The organism is Litorivivens sp., assembly GCF_041625495.1.
GTDB lineage: Bacteria > Pseudomonadota > Gammaproteobacteria > Pseudomonadales > Spongiibacteraceae > Litorivivens.
Map to the genome: position 1 here is coordinate 1 of NZ_JBFJTH010000010.1, position 22,829 is coordinate 22,829.

General features: G+C 56.1%; 20 protein-coding genes and 1 pseudogene. 9 read left to right on the plus strand and 12 right to left on the minus strand.

The annotated features are described in order from the left end of the window. A partial coding sequence (locus ABYP39_RS02100; RefSeq protein ID WP_372780926.1) for a phytoene desaturase family protein occupies positions 1-1,458 on the minus strand: 1,458 nt, incomplete at its 3' end. A 158-nt stretch (positions 1,459-1,616) separates the two neighbouring features. Between ABYP39_RS02100 and ABYP39_RS02105 the strand changes: the two genes are divergently transcribed. Beyond that, a complete protein-coding gene (locus tag ABYP39_RS02105; protein ID WP_372749098.1) occupies positions 1,617-2,300 on the plus strand; it encodes a hypothetical protein in 684 nt (227 codons plus the stop codon). Positions 2,301-2,309: 9 nt separating this feature from the next. Here the strand turns inward: ABYP39_RS02105 and ABYP39_RS02110 are convergent, their stop codons facing one another. Continuing rightward, positions 2,310-3,032 carry a multiprotein-bridging factor 1 family protein gene (locus tag ABYP39_RS02110; RefSeq protein WP_372749099.1) on the minus strand — a complete coding sequence of 241 codons (723 nt, stop codon included), beginning with the start codon at positions 3,030-3,032 and terminating at the stop codon, positions 2,310-2,312. Positions 3,033-3,508: 476 nt separating this feature from the next. On the opposite strand from ABYP39_RS02110, the gene ABYP39_RS02115 reads away from it, so the two are divergent. Continuing rightward, on the plus strand, positions 3,509-4,987 hold the full coding sequence (locus ABYP39_RS02115) for a FimV family protein (protein WP_372780928.1): 1,479 nt from the start codon (positions 3,509-3,511) through the stop codon (positions 4,985-4,987). Between the two features lie 96 nt (positions 4,988-5,083). Here the strand turns inward: ABYP39_RS02115 and ABYP39_RS02120 are convergent, their stop codons facing one another. Continuing rightward, positions 5,084-5,932 (minus strand): serine protease, encoded by an 849-nt coding sequence (locus ABYP39_RS02120; protein ID WP_372764005.1) that lies wholly within the window; start codon positions 5,930-5,932, stop codon positions 5,084-5,086. 135 nt (positions 5,933-6,067) lie between these two features. On the opposite strand from ABYP39_RS02120, the pseudogene ABYP39_RS02125 reads away from it, so the two are divergent. After that, a pseudogene (locus ABYP39_RS02125) lies at positions 6,068-6,337 on the plus strand (diguanylate cyclase); the annotation flags it as partial. Continuing rightward, positions 6,288-6,665: a diguanylate cyclase domain-containing protein gene (locus tag ABYP39_RS02130; RefSeq protein WP_372780930.1), complete on the plus strand. Its 378-nt coding sequence runs from the start codon at positions 6,288-6,290 to the stop codon at positions 6,663-6,665. The pseudogene ABYP39_RS02125 and the gene ABYP39_RS02130, both read left to right, overlap by 50 nt. 15 nt (positions 6,666-6,680) lie before the next feature. Here the strand turns inward: ABYP39_RS02130 and ABYP39_RS02135 are convergent, their stop codons facing one another. The 8 genes from ABYP39_RS02135 to bioB form a co-directional block, all read right to left on the minus strand. Continuing rightward, positions 6,681-6,902: a DUF3094 family protein gene (locus tag ABYP39_RS02135; protein WP_372764003.1), complete on the minus strand. Its 222-nt coding sequence runs from the start codon at positions 6,900-6,902 to the stop codon at positions 6,681-6,683. A 91-nt stretch (positions 6,903-6,993) separates the two neighbouring features. Beyond that, the gene (locus ABYP39_RS02140; protein WP_372748720.1) at positions 6,994-8,763 is read right to left on the minus strand and encodes an acyl-CoA dehydrogenase C-terminal domain-containing protein; all 1,770 of its coding nucleotides are present in this window, start codon (positions 8,761-8,763) and stop codon (positions 6,994-6,996) included. A gap of 22 nt (positions 8,764-8,785) precedes the next feature. Beyond that, positions 8,786-10,573 carry an acyl-CoA dehydrogenase C-terminal domain-containing protein gene (locus tag ABYP39_RS02145; RefSeq protein WP_372780932.1) on the minus strand — a complete coding sequence of 596 codons (1,788 nt, stop codon included), beginning with the start codon at positions 10,571-10,573 and terminating at the stop codon, positions 8,786-8,788. A gap of 161 nt (positions 10,574-10,734) precedes the next feature. Next, complete coding sequence (locus tag ABYP39_RS02150; protein WP_372748722.1) at positions 10,735-12,372, minus strand: acyl-CoA dehydrogenase family protein; 1,638 nt, start codon at positions 12,370-12,372, stop codon at positions 10,735-10,737. A gap of 117 nt (positions 12,373-12,489) precedes the next feature. After that, a complete protein-coding gene (gene bioD / locus ABYP39_RS02155; RefSeq protein ID WP_372748723.1) occupies positions 12,490-13,173 on the minus strand; it encodes a dethiobiotin synthase in 684 nt (227 codons plus the stop codon). Continuing rightward, positions 13,166-14,704 carry a malonyl-ACP O-methyltransferase BioC gene (gene bioC / locus ABYP39_RS02160; RefSeq protein WP_372780934.1) on the minus strand — a complete coding sequence of 513 codons (1,539 nt, stop codon included), beginning with the start codon at positions 14,702-14,704 and terminating at the stop codon, positions 13,166-13,168. The genes bioD and bioC overlap by 8 nt, the downstream gene beginning before the upstream one ends. After that, entirely contained in the window at positions 14,704-15,861 is a 1,158-nt protein-coding gene (gene bioF / locus ABYP39_RS02165; RefSeq protein WP_372780936.1) for an 8-amino-7-oxononanoate synthase, read from the minus strand. Before bioF ends, bioC begins: the two co-directional genes overlap by 1 nt. A gap of 46 nt (positions 15,862-15,907) precedes the next feature. After that, on the minus strand, positions 15,908-16,954 hold the full coding sequence (bioB, locus tag ABYP39_RS02170) for a biotin synthase BioB (RefSeq protein ID WP_372747510.1): 1,047 nt from the start codon (positions 16,952-16,954) through the stop codon (positions 15,908-15,910). Between the two features lie 66 nt (positions 16,955-17,020). Between bioB and ABYP39_RS02175 the strand changes: the two genes are divergently transcribed. Continuing rightward, the gene (locus ABYP39_RS02175) at positions 17,021-17,701 is read left to right on the plus strand and encodes a ComF family protein (RefSeq protein WP_372747511.1); all 681 of its coding nucleotides are present in this window, start codon (positions 17,021-17,023) and stop codon (positions 17,699-17,701) included. Between the two features lie 23 nt (positions 17,702-17,724). Further along, on the plus strand, positions 17,725-18,714 hold the full coding sequence (locus ABYP39_RS02180) for a serine/threonine protein kinase (RefSeq protein ID WP_372747512.1): 990 nt from the start codon (positions 17,725-17,727) through the stop codon (positions 18,712-18,714). 122 nt (positions 18,715-18,836) lie between these two features. On the opposite strand, the gene ABYP39_RS02185 is transcribed toward ABYP39_RS02180, so the two are convergent. Then, on the minus strand, positions 18,837-19,616 hold the full coding sequence (locus tag ABYP39_RS02185; RefSeq protein WP_372747513.1) for an SDR family NAD(P)-dependent oxidoreductase: 780 nt from the start codon (positions 19,614-19,616) through the stop codon (positions 18,837-18,839). 119 nt (positions 19,617-19,735) lie between these two features. Between ABYP39_RS02185 and ABYP39_RS02190 the strand changes: the two genes are divergently transcribed. Genes ABYP39_RS02190 through ABYP39_RS02200 form a run of 3 tightly spaced genes read left to right on the plus strand, consistent with a single transcriptional unit; the run spans position 19,736 to position 22,803 of the window. After that, the gene (locus tag ABYP39_RS02190; RefSeq protein WP_372747514.1) at positions 19,736-20,962 is read left to right on the plus strand and encodes a CaiB/BaiF CoA transferase family protein; all 1,227 of its coding nucleotides are present in this window, start codon (positions 19,736-19,738) and stop codon (positions 20,960-20,962) included. A 38-nt stretch (positions 20,963-21,000) separates the two neighbouring features. After that, entirely contained in the window at positions 21,001-21,291 is a 291-nt protein-coding gene (locus ABYP39_RS02195; protein ID WP_372747515.1) for a hypothetical protein, read from the plus strand. A 21-nt stretch (positions 21,292-21,312) separates the two neighbouring features. Continuing rightward, positions 21,313-22,803 carry a class I adenylate-forming enzyme family protein gene (locus ABYP39_RS02200; protein ID WP_372747516.1) on the plus strand — a complete coding sequence of 497 codons (1,491 nt, stop codon included), beginning with the start codon at positions 21,313-21,315 and terminating at the stop codon, positions 22,801-22,803. Positions 22,804-22,829: the final 26 nt, after the last annotated feature.

The window sequence follows — 22,829 nt, forward strand, 5'->3', positions numbered from 1 at the left end:
GTGCAGTCCGGGGTGATCAAACCGCTCCGGAAAGTGGTCCAGACCGTAAATTTCACCCTGCACGTTACGCTGATAGAAGCGAGTCGAAAGTGGCGTGGATAGCTCGTAAAAAGCGAGCGCCGACTCCAGCTGAGGCATACGCTGAAAAAGGATAGCCAGCAGTTTTCTGGACAGGTCCGCTTTTTTCGCCTCGTAGTCATCACCCCGCTGCTGCCACGTAGTGTCCTGCCAGCGCGCGAACCATTCCGGATTGGTTACCGTAACAATCTCTACCGTAGACTTATCCGGATAACGCTCAGACCACTGGGGATCCTTGGCCGATGGGAATGAGATATACACCAGCGGAAACGGGTTGTTGTCAGGGTCGCTCAGATACCGTGCAACATTGCCCTCGTGGTCGGCGTCAGGGTAAATCCACAGATTGGTGGTATCCATTCCCAGCGATTGGGGAGAACCGTGAAAACCGGCATACAGGCACAGGTGAGCACTGGAAAGTCGAATGCGATCGTCACTGTGCAACTGAAAGCGCGAACGAACGGTATCAGGTAACAGGCTGTTCACTGTCGGCAAAATGCCCGCATTGCTGACAATCGCCGGCGCACGAATTTCGGTGCCATCTGCCATAACCACGCCAACGGCGCGATCCCGCTCCAACAGAATCTGTGTGACTTCGGCATAAGTAAATACCTCGCCACCGGCCTTCTGAATTGTGGGAATGATACTACGCGCCATCGCCGACGCACCGCCCACAGGATAGGCACCACCAGCCAGATAGTGTTTCGCCACCAACGCGTGCATCACGAAAGAAGATTCCGCTGGCGGCAATCCGTAATCACCCCATTGACCTGTGAGCACCGCAATCAGCTGCTGATTGTCGGTAAGCGATTCGAGCACCTCGCGCGTGGTTTGCCGGAATTGTTTGCCGAGCAGCACTCCGCGGGTTTTGCCGTACACACCTGCCAGAGGCCTCGGCATTGCCTGCCCTGCGAAAAACTGGCTGCTCTTGTAACTTGTTTCGCGCACCAGCGCGACGTAGCGACGTATCGCTTCCTCTTCCTCGGGAAAATGCCAAATTAGCTCGGCAATAAAATTCTCGGTACCCGCTTTTAAATCGTATTCATGGTCACCAAGAATAATACGATCGTATACCGGATCCATTTCTGCCCACTGCAACCGACCCTCACTAACCACGTCAAAAATTCGCCGCAGACGGCTCTCCGGCCGATGGACGTCGCCAATGTAATGCACCCCTACGTCCCATTCGAACCCTTCCCGTTCGTAGGCATGGGTGTAGCCGCCGGCCGTATAATGCTGTTCCAGAACACACACTTTCTTGCCCAGTAATGACAGCAGGGCCGCATTAACCAAGCCACCAATACCGGAACCAATTATCAAAACATCATATTCCCCGGCCAAGCGGTTGGCCCGATAACGCCTGCCTGTTCGCACCTTATCCATTGATTTCCCCATAGTTTTTATTGATCTATTTCGGCTGACGACATGCCGCACCTCGGACACTACGTATTGTCGCCAGTACCTGCGATTGGCTTTACTAGTGCGAGTTTTATAACCCGACAAACAATCAGGTACCAGCGCCCAATGCTAGGAGGGGCCCCATGACAGCAAACTGCCAATGCTCCACACACGACCCAAGCAGGATTGGCGAGCTTCTGGTGCGCGGCGAATTCATCTCCCGTCGACAACTTCGCAAAGCACTTTCCATCGCCGAACTGCAAAAACAGCCACTGTGCAGCGTGCTTATGCGCCAGCGTCGAATTGGTCGCCTGGAAAAGGATGCCTTGCTCAACCTTCAACACAAACTGCGTCAACCGGGCGATACCGCGACAACCGCTGAATTGGGCTGTCGCCTCGGCGACCTCATTATGGCGGACGGCCGCATAAGCCGACAGGAGCTGGAAGAAGCACTGGCAGAACAGCGCAAGAGCAAACGCCCCCTTGGATCAATTTTGCTACAAGCGCATAACGTTTCCGTGGCGCGGCTGACCACCTACTTACGCTTACAGCAGAAACTGCTCACCGCAGCAGCGATGGCGCTGGCGGCGATGTCGCCCAGCTACGCCGCCGAACCTCGTGCACAGGAAGCCGCCTGGGGCAGCCTCGGTGCAGAAAAGCCGCACGCATCACCACATTCGCTGAGTGCAAACTGGCGACGCCCGAGCCTAGCGGACAGCCTATCACCGCGACGCTTTGCAAAAGAGGATGAAATCTTTCGTAGCCGGGGCGGGAAGATGGTTTTACGCTTGACAGAAACCGGCGTGGAATTTCGTAAATTTTTCTGACCAAACAGCTTATTTATCGACGCTGCGTGTAGACTCTTTGCTTGCGGCTTTTTTCTTTGTGGCCTTCTTACGCTTTACCGAGCGCTTATTCACCCCTTCCGCTTCATCCATCACCTGAAGACAATAGTCCACCGACGCGCGCTGCAAATTCAGAAACTGCTCGAAAGTCTCATCACTCATATCACGAAGGCGATCGTGTTTGCGCAGCAGGTTCACATAACGTCTTTCTCTCTCATACTGGCGCGGCAGCTGCAGAATACCCAAATCATCCAGCCGTTGTTCGAGAGCAGGATTGTAGGTTCGCACAAACTTGAGAATAAAAGGAATGGGATCGTGACGGGCAATGAGCGCGGCGATACGCAAGATCATGTCAAACGGTAATGTCGCTCGGCCATTTTCCACTTCACGTAGCAACTCGACGTCTTTCAGGCCGAGGATTTCCGTTAACTCCTGCAGATTGAGACCCGCAACTTCCCGAGCATCTTTCAGGAACTCACCTGCGTCAGCCATGGCTCGCAAACGCTCTGGGTCGAGAGACTTCATGTACAGGTCTTTTAACCAGCTATCGGTATACATCAGCGGTATGGCCGATCCGGTTTTGACCACATCAACAACACTAGCTGTAATCAGGCCCGTATAGTCGAGCAGCTGATCAATCAGGTTGGAGCGGCCACTGGCTTTTTCAGAACGATCGCCTGTTGTTGAGCGTCTGCCTTTGGATCCTTCACCCATAACTCACCTCGCTATCGCCCCCCGCGCCAGCGGAGTGTAGAAAGATCTGTTGCACTGCTTCCCAGCATAGCCCCAATAGACCTCCCCTGAAAGCTGCCCGGCAGCCACATCATGCGTGAAATTGAAAAACAGCCTTTATATAAAGGCTGTTTTAGGACGAGGGTGGATATCATTCGACAGCCATCTGAAACCACAAGACGACCTCATTCACTTGACATTTCAATAACATTTCAATTCATATTGATATAGAGTGGATAGCAATTACGCCGCTACTGCAATTCGTTAGAGAGACGCACATCAAAAATGCAATATTTTTAGGGTGAACTTGCTCTCAAGTGAGGAACTTTCGCTGAAGCGAAAGTTCACGCCGCCGCAATGTCGCAAATTGGGCATTATTGAGAAGTTAGGCTATACTTCACACCACAGGTGATTTTCAGCACTCAAGTCACCGTGAACGCTGAAAAAAGAGCAACTGAATGCGCAGTTACCTGAAGTTCACAGCTTTCGCTATCTTGTTGTTTTTATGCGAATTTTCCTACGCCATCGGACTTGGTGAAGCTGAAGTACGCTCTCATTTTGGCACCCCGCTAGACCTCAGCATTCCCGTTCACCACCTCGGCAAGCTGTCCGGCGAAGACCTCCGTATTGCCCTCTCCACCCTCAAAGACGATGCCTCAGGCCACCCGCTCGATGCGATGGTGGGCAGCAGATACCAGGTAGATTTCGACGCAGCCACCAATATGATTCGCCTGCGCTCCGATGAACCCGTGATGGAGCCTTTCCTGGCGTTTACACTCAATCTGCGCTGGCCACGTGGTTTTTTGCAGCGCGAATACACGGTACTACTCGACTTCCCCGCATTACACCGAAGCGCACCAACAAGTCGTGTAGCGCAGCTCGACAAGCCTGCATCCTCCTCACAGCAGAAGCAGACCACACAGACCAGCAACGCAGCCACCCGGCCAGCCACGATAGATCCGGTAAAACCAGCTCGCTCGCAGCAGGAATTACAGTACAGCGCCACTGAAAACCTCACCTCAAAAACCTCGGCACCGCAGCGAAGAGTTTCAACGTCAGATAACAACTTCAGCGACGGACAATACCGAGTAAGTCGGGGCGATTCCCTGTGGGGCCTGGCAGACAAACTGAGTACACAGCGGGACGGCAGCCACGCCCAGTGGATGGCCGCCGTGTTCGAACAGAATCCTAAAGCGTTTATCGCCAACCAACCGCACCTGCTCAAAGAAGCGTATGTGCTGACCATTCCGGAACAGTGTTACGACGCGCGACTGGTCTTGGAAGACGGCGGCAAAGGCTACCGTATTATTGGCAGTAAAAAATCCAGTCCGCTAAGTACGGCCGTAGCAGTTGCCGACCCCATGCCGAAGGACACCGCAGCGACAATCGACGGTTCCGCAATTGAGGTCAGCGAATCACCCTCATCCGTCGTTGAGTCTGCTCCTGTATATCAATACGACGGCAAAGACTTTGTTAGTGACCCACTGGCCGACACCGCCAACGAACCGACCGGCACAGCGCTCTCGCCATATGAGCTTCACTCTCTAGCTGAGACTGATGCAAGTGCCGACGTCAGCCCTATTCATACCGATACAGTGGCAACCCAACAAGCAGCCCAGACCAATAACACACTGCAACGCGTTGCCGAACTTGAAAAACAGCTAACCAATGCGCTGGCGCTTATTGAAAAGCAGAGCCAGCAGGCAGCGACCCAGAAGACACTGCCTGAGCAGCCGATTGTATCGACTGCATCACCAGCACTGGCCGAACTCACCACGCCCGCCTACCTGTTCCGCTCGATGGGATGGCTTGCCTTTGGCATGTCTGTGGTCATGGGCTACATGATGTATCGCGACCGCGGTGGCCCCCGACTGCGTCTTGTGTCACGAGATCGTCGACGCAAAGATTTCGCATCCATGCTCAGAAAAAACACTTAACCAGCCGCTACCTCAGCTCAACCTTTCACCCAAAAAAACAAGCCGCAACTACCCGACAAATCAGCCCATTGGATAGCAATGACTGGCAGCGAAGAACTACTGCCCGCTGAAGGTCTGCCAGGTAAGCAAGACCGTAGAGGCTGGGATGAAACCACCATTTTTGGCGTAAGCTAACGCACGATCAAGATTTACAACACCGTTACTCACCGGCGCTGTACCAACCCCCACGGCAACATCACTCAAAACACCGAGCGCGCGCCCATCCTCGTGAAGGACCGCACTACCGCTGTCGCCTGGCACCCCGGCATTGTCAGTCCGAACGCGATAGGCTAAACCATCTGCGACCACCTGCGTTATCTGCCCGCGTTTTTCCTCTAACGCAGGCTCTCCAAAGTGCAGGCTCGATTGACCATAGGTAAACACCTCATCGCCTACCGCAGCCAAACCGTTGTACAAACCCGTCGGACCACCAAAGCGCAAGGCTGACGGATGCACATTATCAAGATCATCAGGGTGTATCTGCACCAATGCAAAATCGTTCAATCGGCACTGTTCGGAAGCAGGAACCTCACCCTGCTGCTGCATAGCACTCCAGCTGCTGTAAACCAGTGTTCCTGGAAATCGGGCATTTTCTATTGTCACTCCAGAAAAGCCCGACGCTGCATTGCGCGATTCACAAGGATCCCCATTGTTGGCGTCATCACTAAAGCAATGCGCCGCCGTGCCTATGTAGTAAGTGACAGAATTGGCGGCAAAAATGAAGTTCGAGGTGCAGCTGCCATACGAAGAGGAAATTTTCACCCCAGGGCGGATCTGCTGCGCCGTCGGCTCACCAAAGTCACGGGCGACCGGCTCTGCAGCGGCAGAGGAATTACTCGACGAGGACTTGCACCCGGACAACAACACCACGCCAGCCAGCGCTAATACACGACAATACGAGCTCACAATACGGCACCATAGAAAGAGAATCTGTACAGACTAGCATCTTAATGCGAGCAATAAACACCCAGACCCAACTGATTGCCGTTTAGTCTGGGAAGCTAATCCTCAAAGAACGCCCCCAGCTACAACCCCCTTATAATGGGTATTGGGTCAGGTATTTATCGTACGCACTCGACCACTGCGCTGCTCAAGGCTGGCGTGTCACAATGGCCTGGCAGCAAGGTTGCCGATAGCTGGCATAAAGACAATAGACGCGCAATTGGCCGGACTGGGTTGTTGCCAGCCGCTTTTATCGACTACTTCACACGCTACAACGACGAGTACGGTCACCCAGCAGGCGACAAGGTAATACAGACTTTTGCTGATATTCTGGCGGGTACGTTCAAACGCGCCAGCGACGTGGTGGCGCGCGTGGGGGGGCGAAGAGTTTCTGGTGCTGACCCACGACTCACCCACCGGCTCTTGCCAAGTACTGACCAACAGGGCCCTACAGGAGCTGCGCACAGCAAAACTGGAACATGTGGCGGCACCGCTGAACATTGTGAGCGTAAGCGCTGGAGTCTTTCATGGCATCCCCGATGCCAATCTAACACTGCAGATCGCACTGTCTCGGGTAGATCAGATTCTGTACGCGGCAAAAGAAGCTGGACGCGACCGGGCAATGCACAGCGACGAGCTGGTCAATAACGTCCGGCCGGCGATAACCCCAGACATCGTTGCACTTGCAAAGAAATAGCGCCGCTAAGCAGGCTTAGTAGACGCCTGCTGTTCGGGCCAGGAAAATACTCAGGATACTGAAACCCGTCACCACCGTTATCAACATGAATATCATGCGAAGGGGTTTGAAGGGCTTTCGTGGCGTGTCGTTGTACCCAGACTTGAGGTACTCATCAACGCGTTGCTGATCTTCGGGGTAGAGCTTGCGGTCTTGAGACATGGCGAATACGACATCGGGTGTGAACTGACCTCGCATTATCCCACCCGAATCGGGTTTGGCCAAGCCAGCTGTCCGCAAGACACAGGGCGAGCTTCAACAGAAACCCGCCCTGATCATGGACAGGGGCTTAAAATGCGCTCTCAGGCAAATCCATTAACACATCGCTACCAGCCCGTACTGATGTTGCCAGCGCCTGCAATTGCGGCAGCAAACGCTTCATATAGAAACGGGCGGTGTGCAGCTTGCTCGTGTAAAACTCGTTATCACCCGCTTTCAGTGCTGCCTCTGCCATGCGCGCCCACATGTACGCGTAGATGGTATAGCCAGCGGCGTGCAGGTATTCTACCGACGCTGCGCCAACCGCATGAGGGTCATTCTTGGCCGCATTGAGCACGTCCCTGGTCAGAGAATCCAACACTTCGACAGCCGATTGCAGCGGTGCGGTAAACTCTTCCATTCCAGCAGTTGTGACCGATTCCGCATAGTCACGCATCTCCTGGAGCAGTACACCCATATTCTGGCCGCCATTAGCGGCGACTTTACGCCCCATCAGATCCAGCGCCTGGATTCCGTTGGTGCCTTCGTAGATCTGGGCTATGCGCACATCGCGCACCAACTGCTCCATGCCCCACTCACGCACGTAGCCGTGGCCACCAAAGCACTGCTGACCAAGCACGGTGCAATCCAGGCCTTTGTCTGTCAGGAAAGCTTTAGCGATAGGCGTAAGCAATTCAACCAGGCCCGCTGCGCGCGCCTGCTCTTCACCTTCACCAAATTTGGCGGTATCAAGCTGCTGACCAACAAAGACCGCGAAAGCGCGACCAGCCTCCACATAGGCTTTTTGCGTCAGCAACATACGGCGCACGTCGGGGTGCACAATGATCGGATCGGCCGGGCCGTCAGCATTCTGCGGACCTGCCGGTGACCGACTCTGGAGGCGCTCGCGCGCATAATCGAGCGAACCATTATAAGCAGCGGCCGCCAGCCCCAAGCCCTGAACACCAACTGACAAACGCTCGTAGTTCATCATGGTAAACATGGCTGCCAGGCCCTTGTTCACTTCACCCACCAGATAGCCTTTAGCACCATCAAAGTTGAGTACACAGGTGGCAGACGCGTGAATACCCATTTTGTGTTCTACCGAGCCACAGCTTACGCCGTTGCGCTCGCCGAGACTGCCATCGTCGTTGACGTGGAACTTCGGCACCAGAAACAGCGATATGCCTTTGGAGCCTGCCGGTGCGTCCGGCAACTTGGCCAGTACAAGGTGGACGATGTTTTCTGTCAGGTCATGCTCACCACCGGTGATAAAAATCTTGTTCCCGGTAATGCTGTAGCTACCGTCGGCTTGGGGTTCAGCCTTAGTGCGAATCATACCAAGGTCGGTACCTGCGTGACCTTCGGTCAGACACATGCTGCCAGCCCATTTACCGGAGTACATGTTCGGCAGGTATTTTTCTTTCAGCTCATCACTGGCGTGGTTGGCCAGAGCCAGCGCCGCACCAGAGGTGAGTGAAAGGTACAGACCCAGCGCGATGTTTGAGCCATAGCTCATTTCCTCAAACATCAGCACCAGCATCTTGGGAATAACCTGGCCGCCGTATTCCGGGGCGCCGGCAAGAGCACCCCAGCCACCTTCGGCCAGTTCTTTAAAGGCTTCAGGAAAGCCTTTAGGCGTTGTGACAACCGTGTCGTTCCAGCTTACGCCCTCTTCGTCTCCGCTGCGATTCAGTGGCGAGAGAAGGTTTTCGCTGATTTTTGCCGCTTCATCGAGGATGGCATCTGCCAATTCCCGATTGACCTCCTCCAGTCCCAATTTGGACCAGATGGACTCTGCGTTAAAAACCTCATGCAATACAAATTGCATGTCTTTTACAGGGGCTTTGTAATCCGGCACGGTTGTCCTCCGTTGAGTTTATTTAGAACGCGAATTCGTCAACATCCAACGCCATCAGATTGTCCGCGCCACTGAGCATGCTCAGCTTATGGCTCTCGGTACGCGGCAACAAGCGCTGGAAGTAGAAGCGCGCAGTTTTAATCTTGGACGCCATAAAGCTATCGCCCTCGCTGCCCCCAAGCGCGAGTTCGGCCATCTGAGCCCACATATATGCGAGCGCAATGTAGCCGGAGTACATCAGATAATCAACCGACGCCGCACCCACTTCATCTGGGTTCTGCATGGCTTTCTCACCGATCTGCATGGTGATATCACCCCACTCTTTGTTCAGCGCCGCCAGCGGCTCGACAAACTCAGCCATCGCGGCATTGTCCTTTTGAGACTCGCAGTACTTGTGGATGATCTTGGTCAGCGTCATCAGGGCCTGGCCACCGGTACCCATAATCTTTCGGCCCAGCAGGTCAAGCGCCTGAATGCCAGTCGTACCTTCATAGAGCGTTGAAATGCGCAGGTCACGAACGATCTGCTCCATGCCCCACTCACTGATAAAGCCGTGGCCACCGTAGATCTGAACGCCGTAGTTGGCCACTTCCAGACCGGTCTCGGTAACAAAAGCCTTGGCGATCGGCGTCAGCAGGTGCAACAGGTCGTCGGCTTCCTTGCGCTCTTCTTCAGTCGCACCGCAGTTAGCCTTGTCCACGACCATCAAAATCCAGTACAGAAACGCGCGACTGCCTTCAGTGAAAGCCTTTTGCGTCAGCAGCATGCGGCGCACATCGGGGTGCACGATAATTGGATCGGCAGGACCATCCGGGTTTTTGGGGCCCGACAGTGAACGCATTTGCAAACGCTCACGCGCGTATTCCAGACCACCCTGGTATGACAGTTGGCCCAGTGACAGACCCTGCATGGCAGTACCCATACGGGCAGTGTTCATCATCACAAACATGTAGGTAAGGCCTTTGTTCTCCTCACCGATCATGTAGCCGGTTGCACCGTCAAAGTTCAGTACAGCTGTCGCAGAACCTTTGATACCCATCTTGTGCTCGATAGAGCCACAGGTTACACCGTTGCGATCGCCCAGGCTCGAGTCCTCATGGGCAATAAACTTGGGCACCAGAAACAGCGAGATACCCTTGGTGCCTTCCGGTGCGCCCTCAGTGCGCGCCAGAACCAGATGGATAATGTTCTCCGCCATGTCGTGCTCGCCGGAGGAAATGAAAATCTTGGTGCCGGTAATAGCGTAGGTTCCGTCGCCATTGTCCTTGGCTTTAGTGCGAGACAAACCAACATCAGAACCGGCGTGCGGCTCGGTCAGACACATAGTGCCAGTCCAGGTACCGTCTACCATTTTGGGCAGGTAACGGGTTTGCTGCATTTCATTGCCGTACTCTTCCAGTACGCGTGCCGCAGAGCTGGACAGGCCGGGATACATGCTCCAAGACCAGTTAGCACCACCCATCATGTCTGACAGCAGCAGACCAACAGACGGAGGCAAACCCTGGCCACCAAATTCGGTACGGGCGCTTACACTGGTCCAGCCAGATTCGCAGTATTGCTGATAGGCTTCTTTGAAGCCTTCCGGTGTAGTCACACCGTCTTCGCTCCAGGTACAACCCTGCTGGTCGCCGATCTGGTTAAGAGGGGCAATCACTTCCTCAGCAAACTTCGCACCTTCGTTCAGAATGGCATCCAGAAGATCGGGAGTCACTTCCTCGCGATCAGACAGCGTGGGATAGTGCTGATCAACTTTCAGCAAATCATTCAACACAAACTGCATATCGCGCAACGGAGCTTTATAAACGGGCATGGCTCTTACCTCAATGTTCGTGGCAGGAGAACAACTCAACCGCCAATGTTGACGGCGAGTATATTAGGCAAATCAATTAGTGCTTTGCAAGAGATTTGCCGTCAAATTACCTTTATCGAACATTTACTACTTATATTTCAAAAGGTTACAAACCTTAGTATTTACTCGTATATGTGCGGATTGGCGCGATTTACCAATAAATCCAGGTTCAAACCGGCGGGAAGCGCCCCAAAGTGATGGCTCGGAGACTGCGAGCGACCCGCCAAAAATGCCTCGGCGATCGCTGCATTCGGGCTGCGCAGCAGCAATGAGCCCTGCAGACTGAGACCCAACAGCTCGGCCAAGCGGCGCGCCGACGACTCATCAGCTGCCGCCAACTCGTGCTTCAGGTTCTCCACCACCGCATCCTGCCGCGGATCCATATTGGCAGTGGTCAGCAGCTCAGCCATCCAGGCATCCACCACTTCCGGGCTGCGCTCCATGGCACGGCGCACATCCAATGCCTGAATGTTGCCTGAGCCCTCCCATATCGCGTTTATCGGCGCTTCCCGATACAAACGCGGCATAATGCAGTTCTCCATCACGCCGTTGCCGCCAATGCACTCCATTGCTTCGTAGGCGTGCTGAGGTGTGCGCTTGCAGATCCAGTATTTGCCAACCGCCGTGCCGAGTCGAAGCAGTAGCTGATCTTGCTCACTGCCACCATCGAGAGCCTGCGCCATTCGGAATGTCATGGCCAGCGAGCCTTCTACCTCCAATTGCAGATCAGCAATCACATTGCGCATGATGGGTTGGTCTATCAGACGCTTACCGAAAGCCTCGCGCTGACTGGCGTGGTGTGCCGCCTGCACCACAGCCTGGCGTTGACCAGCACTGGAACCGATCATGCAGTCAAAGCGCGTCATCGCCACCATCTGAATGATGGCGGGCACACCGCGTCCCGGCTGGCCAACCAGCCAGCCCAAGGCGCCGCGAAACTCCACCTCCGACGAGGCGTTGGCAACATTGCCCATCTTGTCTTTCAGGCGTTGAATTTCCAGCGGGTTTTTATGACCTTCCGGGTGCCAGCGCGGCACCAGAAAACAACTGATGCCCTGATCGGTCTGGGCCAACACCAGAAAAGCATCACACATGGGTGCCGACAGAAACCACTTGTGCCCGACCAGCGAATAAGCATCCATCCCATCCACTTCGCCGACCCGAGTAGCCTGGGTCGTGTTGGCGCGCACGTCAGACCCGCCCTGTTTCTCGGTCATTCCCATGCCAATGGTCAGGGCTGACTTTTCGCTGTAGTGCACATTCCGCGGATCGTAGGCATTCGCCAGCACCTTGGGCAGCCAGCGCTCCGCCAGCACAGGGTTTAGCTTGAAGGTCGGCACCGAGGCAAAGGTCATCGTCACTGGACAGCCGTGTGCCGCTTCTATCTGGGAATGTAGATAATATCTGGCGGCGCGCGCCGCATGACTGCCGCCCGTCCAGGGCTCACTGTGTAGCCCGGACTGATAAGCCTGCTCCATGAGCGCATGGTAGCTCGGATGGAACTCTATCTCGTCCAGTCGATGACCAAAACGATCATGGGTATGCAGCACCGGCTTGTGTGCATTGGCCTGAAAACCCAGCTCGATAAATTCAGGCAAGCCACACAGCTGGCCATAGTCCACCAGTGACTCATCAGCCTGTGGCGCCTGAGCCTGAATCGCTTCCCGCAACGCCTGATCACCTAGATAAAGATTGTGATTCTCCAGCGCCGAAGCCTGATTGAACACTTCATGGGTAGACTCAAAGTTCTCGAGAGGCATGATTACTCCTGCACAACATTCAATACCGAATCAGCAGAGTAAACATCGTCTGGTCACAGGCGTAAAGGCGGCTGCACTTATTCCCGATATTTTTAAAGCCAGGACCTGCCCACGGCTTTAGAGTGCAAGCTGAGCAAGATCCAGGTGGGGAGCAACGTGAGTGCCCTGAGTGTCCTGCAAGCGGGGAATTACGCCAAGGCAGGGCGCTGGCAGAAAGTGCTTAAGGGTAGCGATATTGTCATCAAAGCAGGCCATCTGCGGGTCCACCGTATTGGCAACCCACCCTGCCAATGGCAATCCATCGCGCTGAATCGCCTCAGCCGTTAACAGTGCGTGGTTGAGACAACCCAGCTTCATACCAACCACAAGAATAACCGGCAGCTGCAGTTCAACAGCCAGACCAGCCAGCGTTTCGCGCCCACTTAGCGGCACCCGCCAGCCGCCGGCTCCCTCTACCAGCGCAAAGTCGCTCGAGGTCATTAGCGCACCTCGACAATAACCCGCCAACTGAGACACGGTAATGCGCTTACCCGCTTGCTGTGCGGCGATATGGGGGGCGATTGGCGGATCAAACAAAACCGGATTGACCTGTTCATAAGCAAGCTTGACGCTGGCACTGTCCATCAGCGCCAACGCATCTTCGTTACGTAGTTCGCCAGCAATGTTGTCGGCACCTGCAGCCAAAGGCTTTAGAGCCAATGTTCGAAGCCCTAGCTGATTGGCAGCCGCCAGCAGGCCACAGGCAACGGTGGTTTTACCGATTTCAGTATCGGTACCAGCCACGAAGAACTTTTTACCCATTGCTATCACTCTTTTTTTTCAGGTGCAGATACCAGACTTGATAACTGGCGGGCAGCAAGCCCCGCTCATTGCGGTAACTTTCGTAAGCCGTCATAAAGCGCCGCAATGCCTGCTTACCCATCAGACCACCGGCCCGGTCGCTATTGACGTTATGTGCTCCGAGGTTCTTTAGCTCGCCCATCAGTTCGCGCAAATGCTGGTACTCCAGGATTTCCTGCGCTTCTTGCCAGGCAACCAGCGTCAAACCACTCAGCGCTATGCCACGTTCAAGTTCATCGCGCGCCAAAAAGCGATTCACATGGGTGCTGTTGTCAGCTGCCCGGCCCGCCTCCCGCAACTCAAACAAGGTGTCAGGCCCCAGAGTGCTTACCAGCATTTCACCGCCCGGCCGCATCACGCGATAGGCTTCTGCAAATACGGCAGCGATATTTTCACACCACTGCACTGCCAGCGACGAGAACACCTGATCCACACTGTCGTCCGCCAGTGGCAAATCTTCTGCGTCGCCACATACCCAGCCCTGGGCATCACGCCCCTCCAGTGAACGGGCGTAAGTCAGCATACCTTCGGCGAGGTCCATCGCGATGACACGCTGCGCACAGCCGCTCAATCTCGGCAGGCTGTAGCCCGTGCCGCAACCGAGATCAAGTGCAACGCCGCATTCCACATCGGCCAACCGCGTGGCGAGCGTATCGGCGACGCGGCGCTGCAAGTCTGCAACGCTGTCGTAACTCTTGGCTGCCTTGCTGAAAGAGTGTGCAACCCGGCGCTTGTCGAGATGGTGTTCCGTGGTCTCTGACAACAGTGCGTGCTCACGGCAGAAACCAATAACCTCCCGCCAGAAGTTCTCAGTCGAAGATTCAAATAGCCGATGCCCGCCACCGGCCAGCAGCCGTGTTTTCAACGACGGATTCAGGGCATTAACGTTTGCAACGCATGCCTGCGGAACCAGCGCATCCTCGGCACCAAACAACAGCAGCGCCGGGCACTGAAGACCACGCAGCGCAGCGCGGTTATCCATTTGCCTCAACCATTCCAGCAAGGCGCGCTGAATGGACGCATTGCCCAGCTGACTGGCAGAGGCTGCATTCTGAAGCAAATCAAAACGTTTCAGACCGCGCGCGGGGTTTGCTTCAAAGCGCGCGACAAAATCGTGAAAAGTTTTCAACGGCATAGCCGCTTGCCAGTCTTCGCGCTCCACAAAGCTCGCATTGCTCGCAACAGTGATCAGCGCGGCAACCCGCTCGGGATAGCGGGCCGCTATGCTGGTTGCCAGCATGCCGCCAAGCGACCAACCCAAATAGACAGCCCGTGCCGGCATTTGCTGCATTAGCTGATCGATAAAAGCGTCAAGATCAGCATTGTGATCACGACTGGCGCCGTGACCCGGCAGGTCGATGAGCGTGACATTAAAATGCTGCCGCAGCAGCGGCAACGCCGATCGCCAGCAATCACTTGTTGCGCCCCAGCCGTGCAGCAATACCAGTTCTGCCCCCGCCTGCCTGGCAGGCACCCGTTCGCGATACAGCATCAGGCACCACCGCCGATTGCGACAGCCAGCGCGTCCAGCAACTGGTCGATCTGCGACTCACTGTGCGCCGCACTGAGGGTTATGCGCAGGCGTGAGGTACCTTCTGGCACCGTGGGCGGACGAATGGCGGAAACCAGAATACCCTGCGCTTCCAACGCCCGGCTCAGTGCCAGCGCCCGCTCGTCCAAGCCCACCTGCAGCGGCTGTATTGCCGTGTTAGACGGCATGAGCGACAGGCCAAGCTGTATCGCCCCCGCGCGAAAACGCGCAATGGATTTTTGTAGTTTTTCGCGACGCCAGGCTTCACTCTCCAGCAATTCCAGCGCCGCGAGATTGGCCGCTGCCACTGCCGGCGGCATGGCCGTGGTGTAAATGTACGGGCGAGCAAACTGAATCAGACTTTCAATCAGGGTTTCGCTGCCGGCGACAAAGGCCCCAAAACCACCGACGGCTTTGCCGAGCGTGGCCATAAGAATCGGCAATTCGTTCTGATCCAACTGTTCGGCACAGCCGGCGCCGCGCTTGCCCACGACGCCAATCCCGTGCGCGTCATCTGCCATCAACCAAGCGCCGTGTTGCGCGGCGACTGCCGACAGACAAGCCAGCGGTGCTTCATCGCCATCCATGCTGAACACATGATCGACGACCACCAGCTTGCGACCGGATTCATTTTTGCGCAGCCGGCGCTCAAGGTCACCGACATCGTTGTGGGTAAACCGCTGAAAACGCGCTCCGCTGAGCAATCCACCGTCCAGCAGCGATGCATGGTTTAAACGGTCTTCATACACTGCATCACCACGCCCTACCAATGCGGCAATCACACCCATATTGGCCATATAGCCCGTGGAAAACAGTAGTGCCCGGTCGCGCCCTGTGAACTCGGCAAGGCGCTCTTCAAGCAAGTGGTGGTAGCGGGAATGTCCGCACACCAGATGGGATGCGCCGCTGCCGACACCGACCGCATCAGCAGCATCCTGCATGGCTTTAATCAGCGCAGGGTGGCTGGCCAGACCAAGGTAGTCGTTGCTGCAGAACAACAGAACCTCTTTGCCATCGACACGGGCGGTCGCGCCAGTCGCGCTGTTCAGCGTCCGGCGCACGCGATAGCGATGCAATGTGCGACGCTCTTCAAGCGCCGCAGCCAGTTCGGATTCCATGGGGTGGGTCACGGGTTGTAGTGGCCGACGTCAGTTGGCCGACTGCTCAGGCCGTTGCGTCGTAGAAGAAGCGATCGTTTTGCGCCTGCTCTACCTTGGCCTGCAGCGCAGCTTCCTGCTCATCTTCACAGTACTGCTCATCGCGCTCTTCTGGCTTGATTCCCAGTCGATCGAACAGCTTGAGGTCTTTGTTAGCCTCAGGGTTCGGCGTGGTCAGCAGCTTTTCGCCATAAAAGATGGAATTGGCGCCGGCAAAATAGGCCAACGCATGCATCTGCTCGTTCATCTCCTCACGGCCCGCCGAAAGCCGCACGTGAGAAGCAGGCATTAGGATACGGGCCACGGCGATGGTGCGGATAAAGTCGAAGGGATCGAGATCATCCTCTTCAGCCAGCGGGGTACCTTCCACGCGCACCAGCATATTAATGGGTACACTTTCCGGATGCTCGGGCAAATTCGCCAGCTGAATCAGCAGGCCGGCACGATCGCGAACACTCTCACCCATCCCCACGATGCCACCACTGCAGACTTTCAAGCCAGCCTTGCGCACATTGGACAGAGTATCCAGACGATGTTGATAGGTACGGGTGGTAATGATTTCGCCGTAGAACTCGGGCGAGGTATCGAGGTTGTGGTTGTAGTAATCAAGGCCGGCATCCGCCAGCTCTTCCGCCTGCTCTTCGCTGAGCATACCCAGCGTCATGCAGGTTTCCAGGCCCAACTCTTTCACACCTTTTACCATGGCGGTCACGTAGGGCATGTCTTTTTTCTTGGGTGAGCGCCAGGCGGCACCCATGCAGAAACGGCTGGCACCGGTGGCTTTAGCAGCACGCGCCTCAGCCAACACCTTTTCCACTTCCATCAGCTTTTCCTGCTCCAGCCCCGTGTCGTAACGGTTGCTCTGAGGACAGTATTTGCAATCTTCAGGGCAGGCGCCGGTTTTGATAGAGAGCAGCGTGCTGACCTGCACCTGATTGGGATCAAAGTATTCCCGGTGAACAGTTTGCGCCTTAAACAGCAGATCATTAAACGGCAGCTCAAACAGCGCGCTGACTTCTGCGGGGGTCCAGTCGTGGCGAATCGGGGTGCTCATGGCGTATCCTGTGATTTTAAGGCTAACAAAGCCACCCATTCTATCTGTCAACCTGCAGGGACGCAAATGGTTAACAGCACGCTTAAGCACCTGTCTTACAAGCTCTTTCCCGGCGCCTGCCAGCTCTGTCTTGGCGCCACCGACCGCCCCAGCGAAATCTGCAGCGGCTGCGAAGCCGAACTGCCCTGGCTAACCCGGCGCTGTGATCGCTGCGCCCTGCCACTGACCACACCCGGCATCTGCGGCCAGTGCCTGAAAAGGCCACCTCTGTTTGATGCCTGCTATGCAAGCTGGGAATATGGCTTTCCCATCGACACCTTGATCAGCCGCTTCAAATATCATGGCGACCGGACAACGGGCGCCCTGCTGAGCGAGCTATCCGTCCCGCCACTGACGGCAGATCTGCTGATTCCCGTGCCCATGCACTGGCGACGGCAATTTGCTCGCGGCTACAATCAGACAGAAGATATAGCCAGACATTGGAGCCGTGCGACGGCCATCCCAGCATGCAACGCGCTAAAACGCTGCAAAGACACCCCGCCACAACAAGGCTTAAGTGCCAGCGCCCGCCGCAAAAATCTCGCCGGTGCATTTACCGTTATACGTCCTGAGCTTATCAGGGGCCGAACCATCGGCCTGGTCGACGATGTACTGACAACAGGCGCGACAGCCAATACCCTCGCCGCTATACTGCGCAGGGCTGGCGCCACCAGTATTACTGTTTGCTGCCTGGCGCGAACCCCCTGACAACGTTGTACCGGAGCTGTCGTATGCGTGAAGATGTAAACCCCCACCCCTACGAAGCCCTTACCCCCGATATGGTTATCGACGCGGTCGAAAGCCTCGACGTACTGTCTGATCTGCGCATTCTCGCCCTGAACAGCTACGAAAATCGCGTTTATCAGATCGGCATCGAAGGCGGCGAACCACTGATCGTCAAATTTTACCGGCCAGAGCGCTGGAGCGACGAACAAATACTGGAAGAACACCGCTTCAGCTGGCAGTTGCACGATGCCGACATTCCCGTGGTTCCACCTTGGAAGAACGAAGACGGCGACACCCTCTTCGCCTTTAAAGGTTATCGCTTTGCCATCTATCCCCGACGCGGCGGACACGCCCCGGCGCTGGATGACCTCGACAGCCTGTTTCAACTAGGCCGCCTCGCCGGGCGAGTTCACAATGTGGCACGACTGGAAGAGTTCAAGCACCGCCCCGCACTGACCACCGAAACCTTTGGTGAAAGCAGTGCCGCCTTTCTCTTACAACATTTTATTCCGCAGGAATTGCGCAACGCTTACGAAACCCTCAGTCGCGACTTGTTATACCGAATTCGCCAACGCTTTGACGAAGTAAAGCCAAGCCTGCAGCGTGTGCACGGCGACTGCCACGTGGGCAACATTCTATGGCGTGACGACGAGGTTCACTTTGTGGATCTGGACGACAGCCGTATGGCGCCGGCCATTCAGGATATTTGGATGTTTCTGTCCGGCTCACGTGACGCGCAGCAGCGACAACTGTCAGAGCTAGTGGAAGGATACAACGAATTCAGCGATTTCAACGCGCGCGAATTACCCTTGGTCGAACCCCTGCGCAGCCTGCGCATCATGCACTACAGTGCCTGGCTAGCCCGGCGCTGGGACGACCCAGCCTTTCCCCGTACCTTTCCCTGGTTCAATACAGAGCGCTATTGGGCCGAGCACATCCTGGAACTGCGGGAACAGCTAGCGCTGCTGAATGAGCCGCCGCTGGAGGTATTTTAGCCCTCCTCCACCCGAGATCATGCCCACCCACCTGGCAGCGCAAGCCTTTGCACTGAGTTGCGGCAACACCGATCTGGTTCAAGTTACTAACCCCGAACCAGATCGCGCATCACCAAACCTTATTAGCGCGGCTGCATCCGAATAGCACCATCAAGACGAATCGTTTCGCCGTTGACATACCCATTGCGCACCAGCTCCATTGCCATGCTGGCGAACTCACCTGCATTACCCAAACGCGGTGGAAACGGCACCATCTTGCCCAACGCATCTTTCATTTCCTGAGGCGCACGCGCCATGGCAGGGGTGTCAAAAATGCCCGGTTGAATCGTGTTAACGCGAATACCCTCGCGGGACAGATCGCGGGCGATGGTCAGCGTCATACCCACGATCGCGGCCTTGGCGGCAGAATAGGCGGCCTGCCCCATCTGACCTTCTGTGGCAGCAGCCGACGCGGTATTGATCATTACGCCGCGCTCACCGTCGATCGGTTCCAGCGTCATCATGCCCGCTGCCGCGCGGGTAATGCAGCGGAAGGTGCCAACCGTATTGAGCTTTAGTACCCACTCGAATTTGTCCGAAGGGAAAATATTGATCTCTCCGGTTTTCTTGTCTCTACGGGCAGTGGGAATTGCATTTCCGCCACCGGCACAGCTGATTAGAACACGTTCCTGACCGTTGGCCTCGCGGGCTTTAGCAAACGCCGCATCCACGCTCTCATCCGACAGCACATCCACCTGACAGAAGATAGATCCCGTCTCCGCCGCTGCTTTTTCCCCGGTTTCCGGGTTGAGATCAAAGATGGCAACCTTGGCGCCCAACGCTCGCAGCGCCTGCACGGCGGCAAAGCCCAGGCCTGACGCACCGCCCGTGACGACGGCGGCCACAGAGGAATCGATTTTCATAGGAGAGTCTCCCGCACTATAGTTAGGATGATGCGGTGTTTATACCTTAGCCAAGGCCTGTATACAACAACATTGTTGAGTAGTATCATGAGGGTTTTCAGCGACGGCAGGAGTGCACAATGGCCCAGGTCATGAAAGGGGTTCGAGTCCTTGAAGTAGCGCAATTTACCTTTGTACCCGCAGCAGGCGCCATTCTCGCTGACTGGGGCGCCGACGTAATCAAAATCGAGCACCCGGTGCGTGGCGATACCCAGCGCGGCTTTGTCAAAATGGGTGGTGTCGACACCAACCCCAACCGCAGCCCCTTCGTTGAGCACCCTAATCGCGGCAAACGCAGCGTGGGCGTAGATATCTCCACCCCCGAAGGCATGGAAGTTATTCTGGAGCTGGCCAAAACCGCCGATGTATTCCTGACCAACTACCTGCCGCGTCAACGCCAGAAAATGGGCTTTGATATCGAGCATATCCGCAAAGTTAACCCCAACATCATTTACGCGCGTGGCAGCGCCTTTGGCGATAAAGGCCCCGAGCGCGACACCGGAGGCTTTGACGGCACCGCCTTCTGGAACCGCAGCGGCATTGCCGACGCCATGTCACCCAAAGAACTCGGCGGCCCCCTGTCACAGGGCATTCCCGCCTTTGGTGATTCGATTGGCGGCATGACCATCGCTGGCGGTATCGCCGCCGCCCTGTTCCACCGCGCCCAAACCGGCGAGGCAACAGAGGTGGATGTGTCTCTGCTCAGCACCGCCTGGTGGGCAGCCGGCACCTCCATCGACATGGGGATTGAAACCGGCCAGATCATGAGCAACCGCATGCCCCAATCCGGCGCCAATCCCGGCAACCCGCTGATGGGCAACTACTACGCAAAAGATGGCGGTGTCATCAACATGTGTACGCTCACGCCTGGGCCGCACATCAAGAACTTCTTCGAACATATCGGCCGCCCGGAATGCGCTGACGACGAACGTTTTTCCACAGCAGAAAACCTGATGAAAAACTGGGAAGCCGCCAGCGACATTATTGTGGAAGCCTTCGCCTCGAAGGATTTCAAATACTGGCGCGAGCACCTCAAAACTTACAGCGGACAGTGGGCCCCAGTACAGAGCCTGCTTGATATCGCCACCGATGAACAGGCGCTGGCCAATGACATGCTGTTTGAAGTCGAAGCGGCCGATGGCGGCGAACCCATCAAACTGGTACGCGGCCCGGTTCAGTTCAACCATGAACCGGTGAAAACCGAACGCGCACCGCTGGCGTCCGAGCACACCGAGCTGGTGCTGATGGAAATCGGCATGGAATGGGATCGTATCGAGCAACTCAAAGAAAAAGGCGCCATTGCCTGACACAAGGCAGCGCCTGCTAACCAGAAGGGACAAACACAATGAAACCCGGAACAAAATTAAAGAGCGTTGTCTGTGACACCGAAGTCATGGTTATCAAAGGCAAGGATCTGGTCGTGGAGTGCGGCGGGGCGCCAATGGCCGATACCGCACCTGCCGAAAAGGGCAGCGTGGATTCCAATTTTGCCGAGGGCACCAAGGTCGGCAAGCGTTACGTTAACACCGATGGCAGCGTTGAGCTGCTGTGCGTGAAAGCCGGCGCCGGGTCATTGGCCATTGGCGGCGAAATGCTGACCACCAAAGACGCCAAGCCCCTGCCATCTTCAGACTAAACCTTCGGACGCAGTACATCCATGAATATTGCCCTGATTCTGCAAATGGCCGCCGACACCCTGCCCGACCGCATCGGCCTGGTCTGCGACGGCAAACGCTGGTCTTATGGCGAGCTGTTTGACGCCGCCAAAGGCGCCGCTGAATTATTTGTCGCAAACAACTGCCAACATGTCGCCCTGCTCGACGAAAGCAGCGAAGCTGCGCCCATTGCGTTGTTTGGCGCTGCGCTGGCCGGCATCCCCTATGTGCCGCTCAACTATCGACTAGCCGATGCCGATCTTGGAAAGTTGCTTGACCGCATCAAGCCCGCGTACGTGATTGGCGATGTGGCTCGCACCGAGCGACTGAGTCAAGGCCATACCTGCAACCCGCGTTCTGCCTTTGTGGAAGCTTCGCAAGCTGCTGCCGCTGACGCCTCCGGCGAAGAACGTGAGGGCGAAGGCATTGCCGCGCAGATCTTTACCAGCGGCACTACCGGCACGCCGAAGGCCGCCCTGCTGCGCCACGCCAATCTGATGGGCTACATACTCGGCACCGTCGAATTTATGTCGGCCGAAGAAGACGACGCCCAGCTGGTGTGCGTACCGCCTTACCATATTGCCGGCATCTCTACCCTGCTGAGTAATATGTACGCCATGCGACGCATTGTGATGCTGCCAGCCTTTGAACCGGACGCCTGGCTGCGACTGGCCGCTGAAGAAAAAGCGACCAATGCCTTTTTAGTACCGACCATGTTAGCGCGCATTATTGAGCGCATGGGCGATAACGCGGGGGCGCAATTGTCCAGCTTGAAATCCATTGCCTATGGTGGCGGCCGCATGCCGCCGGAACTAATTGAAAAAGCGATTGGCATACTGCCCGACACCAACTTCACCAATGCCTACGGCCTCACCGAAACCAGCTCTACCGTTGCCTTGCTGAGCCCGGAAGATCACCGCGAAGCATTCAGCTCAAACGATCCTAAAGTGCGCGCCCGCCTTGGCAGTGTCGGCAAACCCCTGCCTACCATTGAACTAGAAATTCGCGACGAAGACGGCAACGTTCTGCCCGCCGGTGAAGCCGGTGAAATCTATGTGCGCGGTGAGCAGGTCTCCGGCGAATACCGAGAGAAATCCGCACTGGATGCCGACGGCTGGTTCCCGACACGCGATGCAGGCTTTCTCGACGACGCCGGCTACCTGTTCCTGTCGGGCCGCGCCGACGATGTAATCGTGCGCGGTGGCGAGAACATCTCCCCAGGCGAAATTGAAGACGTACTGGCCACCCATCCCGCAATTGCAGATTCTGCAGCTGTCGGCGTGCCATCTGTCGAATGGGGCGAGGCCGTCGGTGTTGCAGTTGCCATTCGGGCAGGGCACGACCATCCAACAGAAGATGAACTGAAAAAGCTCGTAAAAGACCGACTGCGTTCATCCAGAGTGCCAGAGAAAATCATTTTTCTCGCCGAACTGCCTTATAACGAAATGGGTAAGCTGCTGCGACGAGAAGTACGCACACTACTGGCAAGTTAATAAACCGTCAGCCGCCCCTCGCTCCC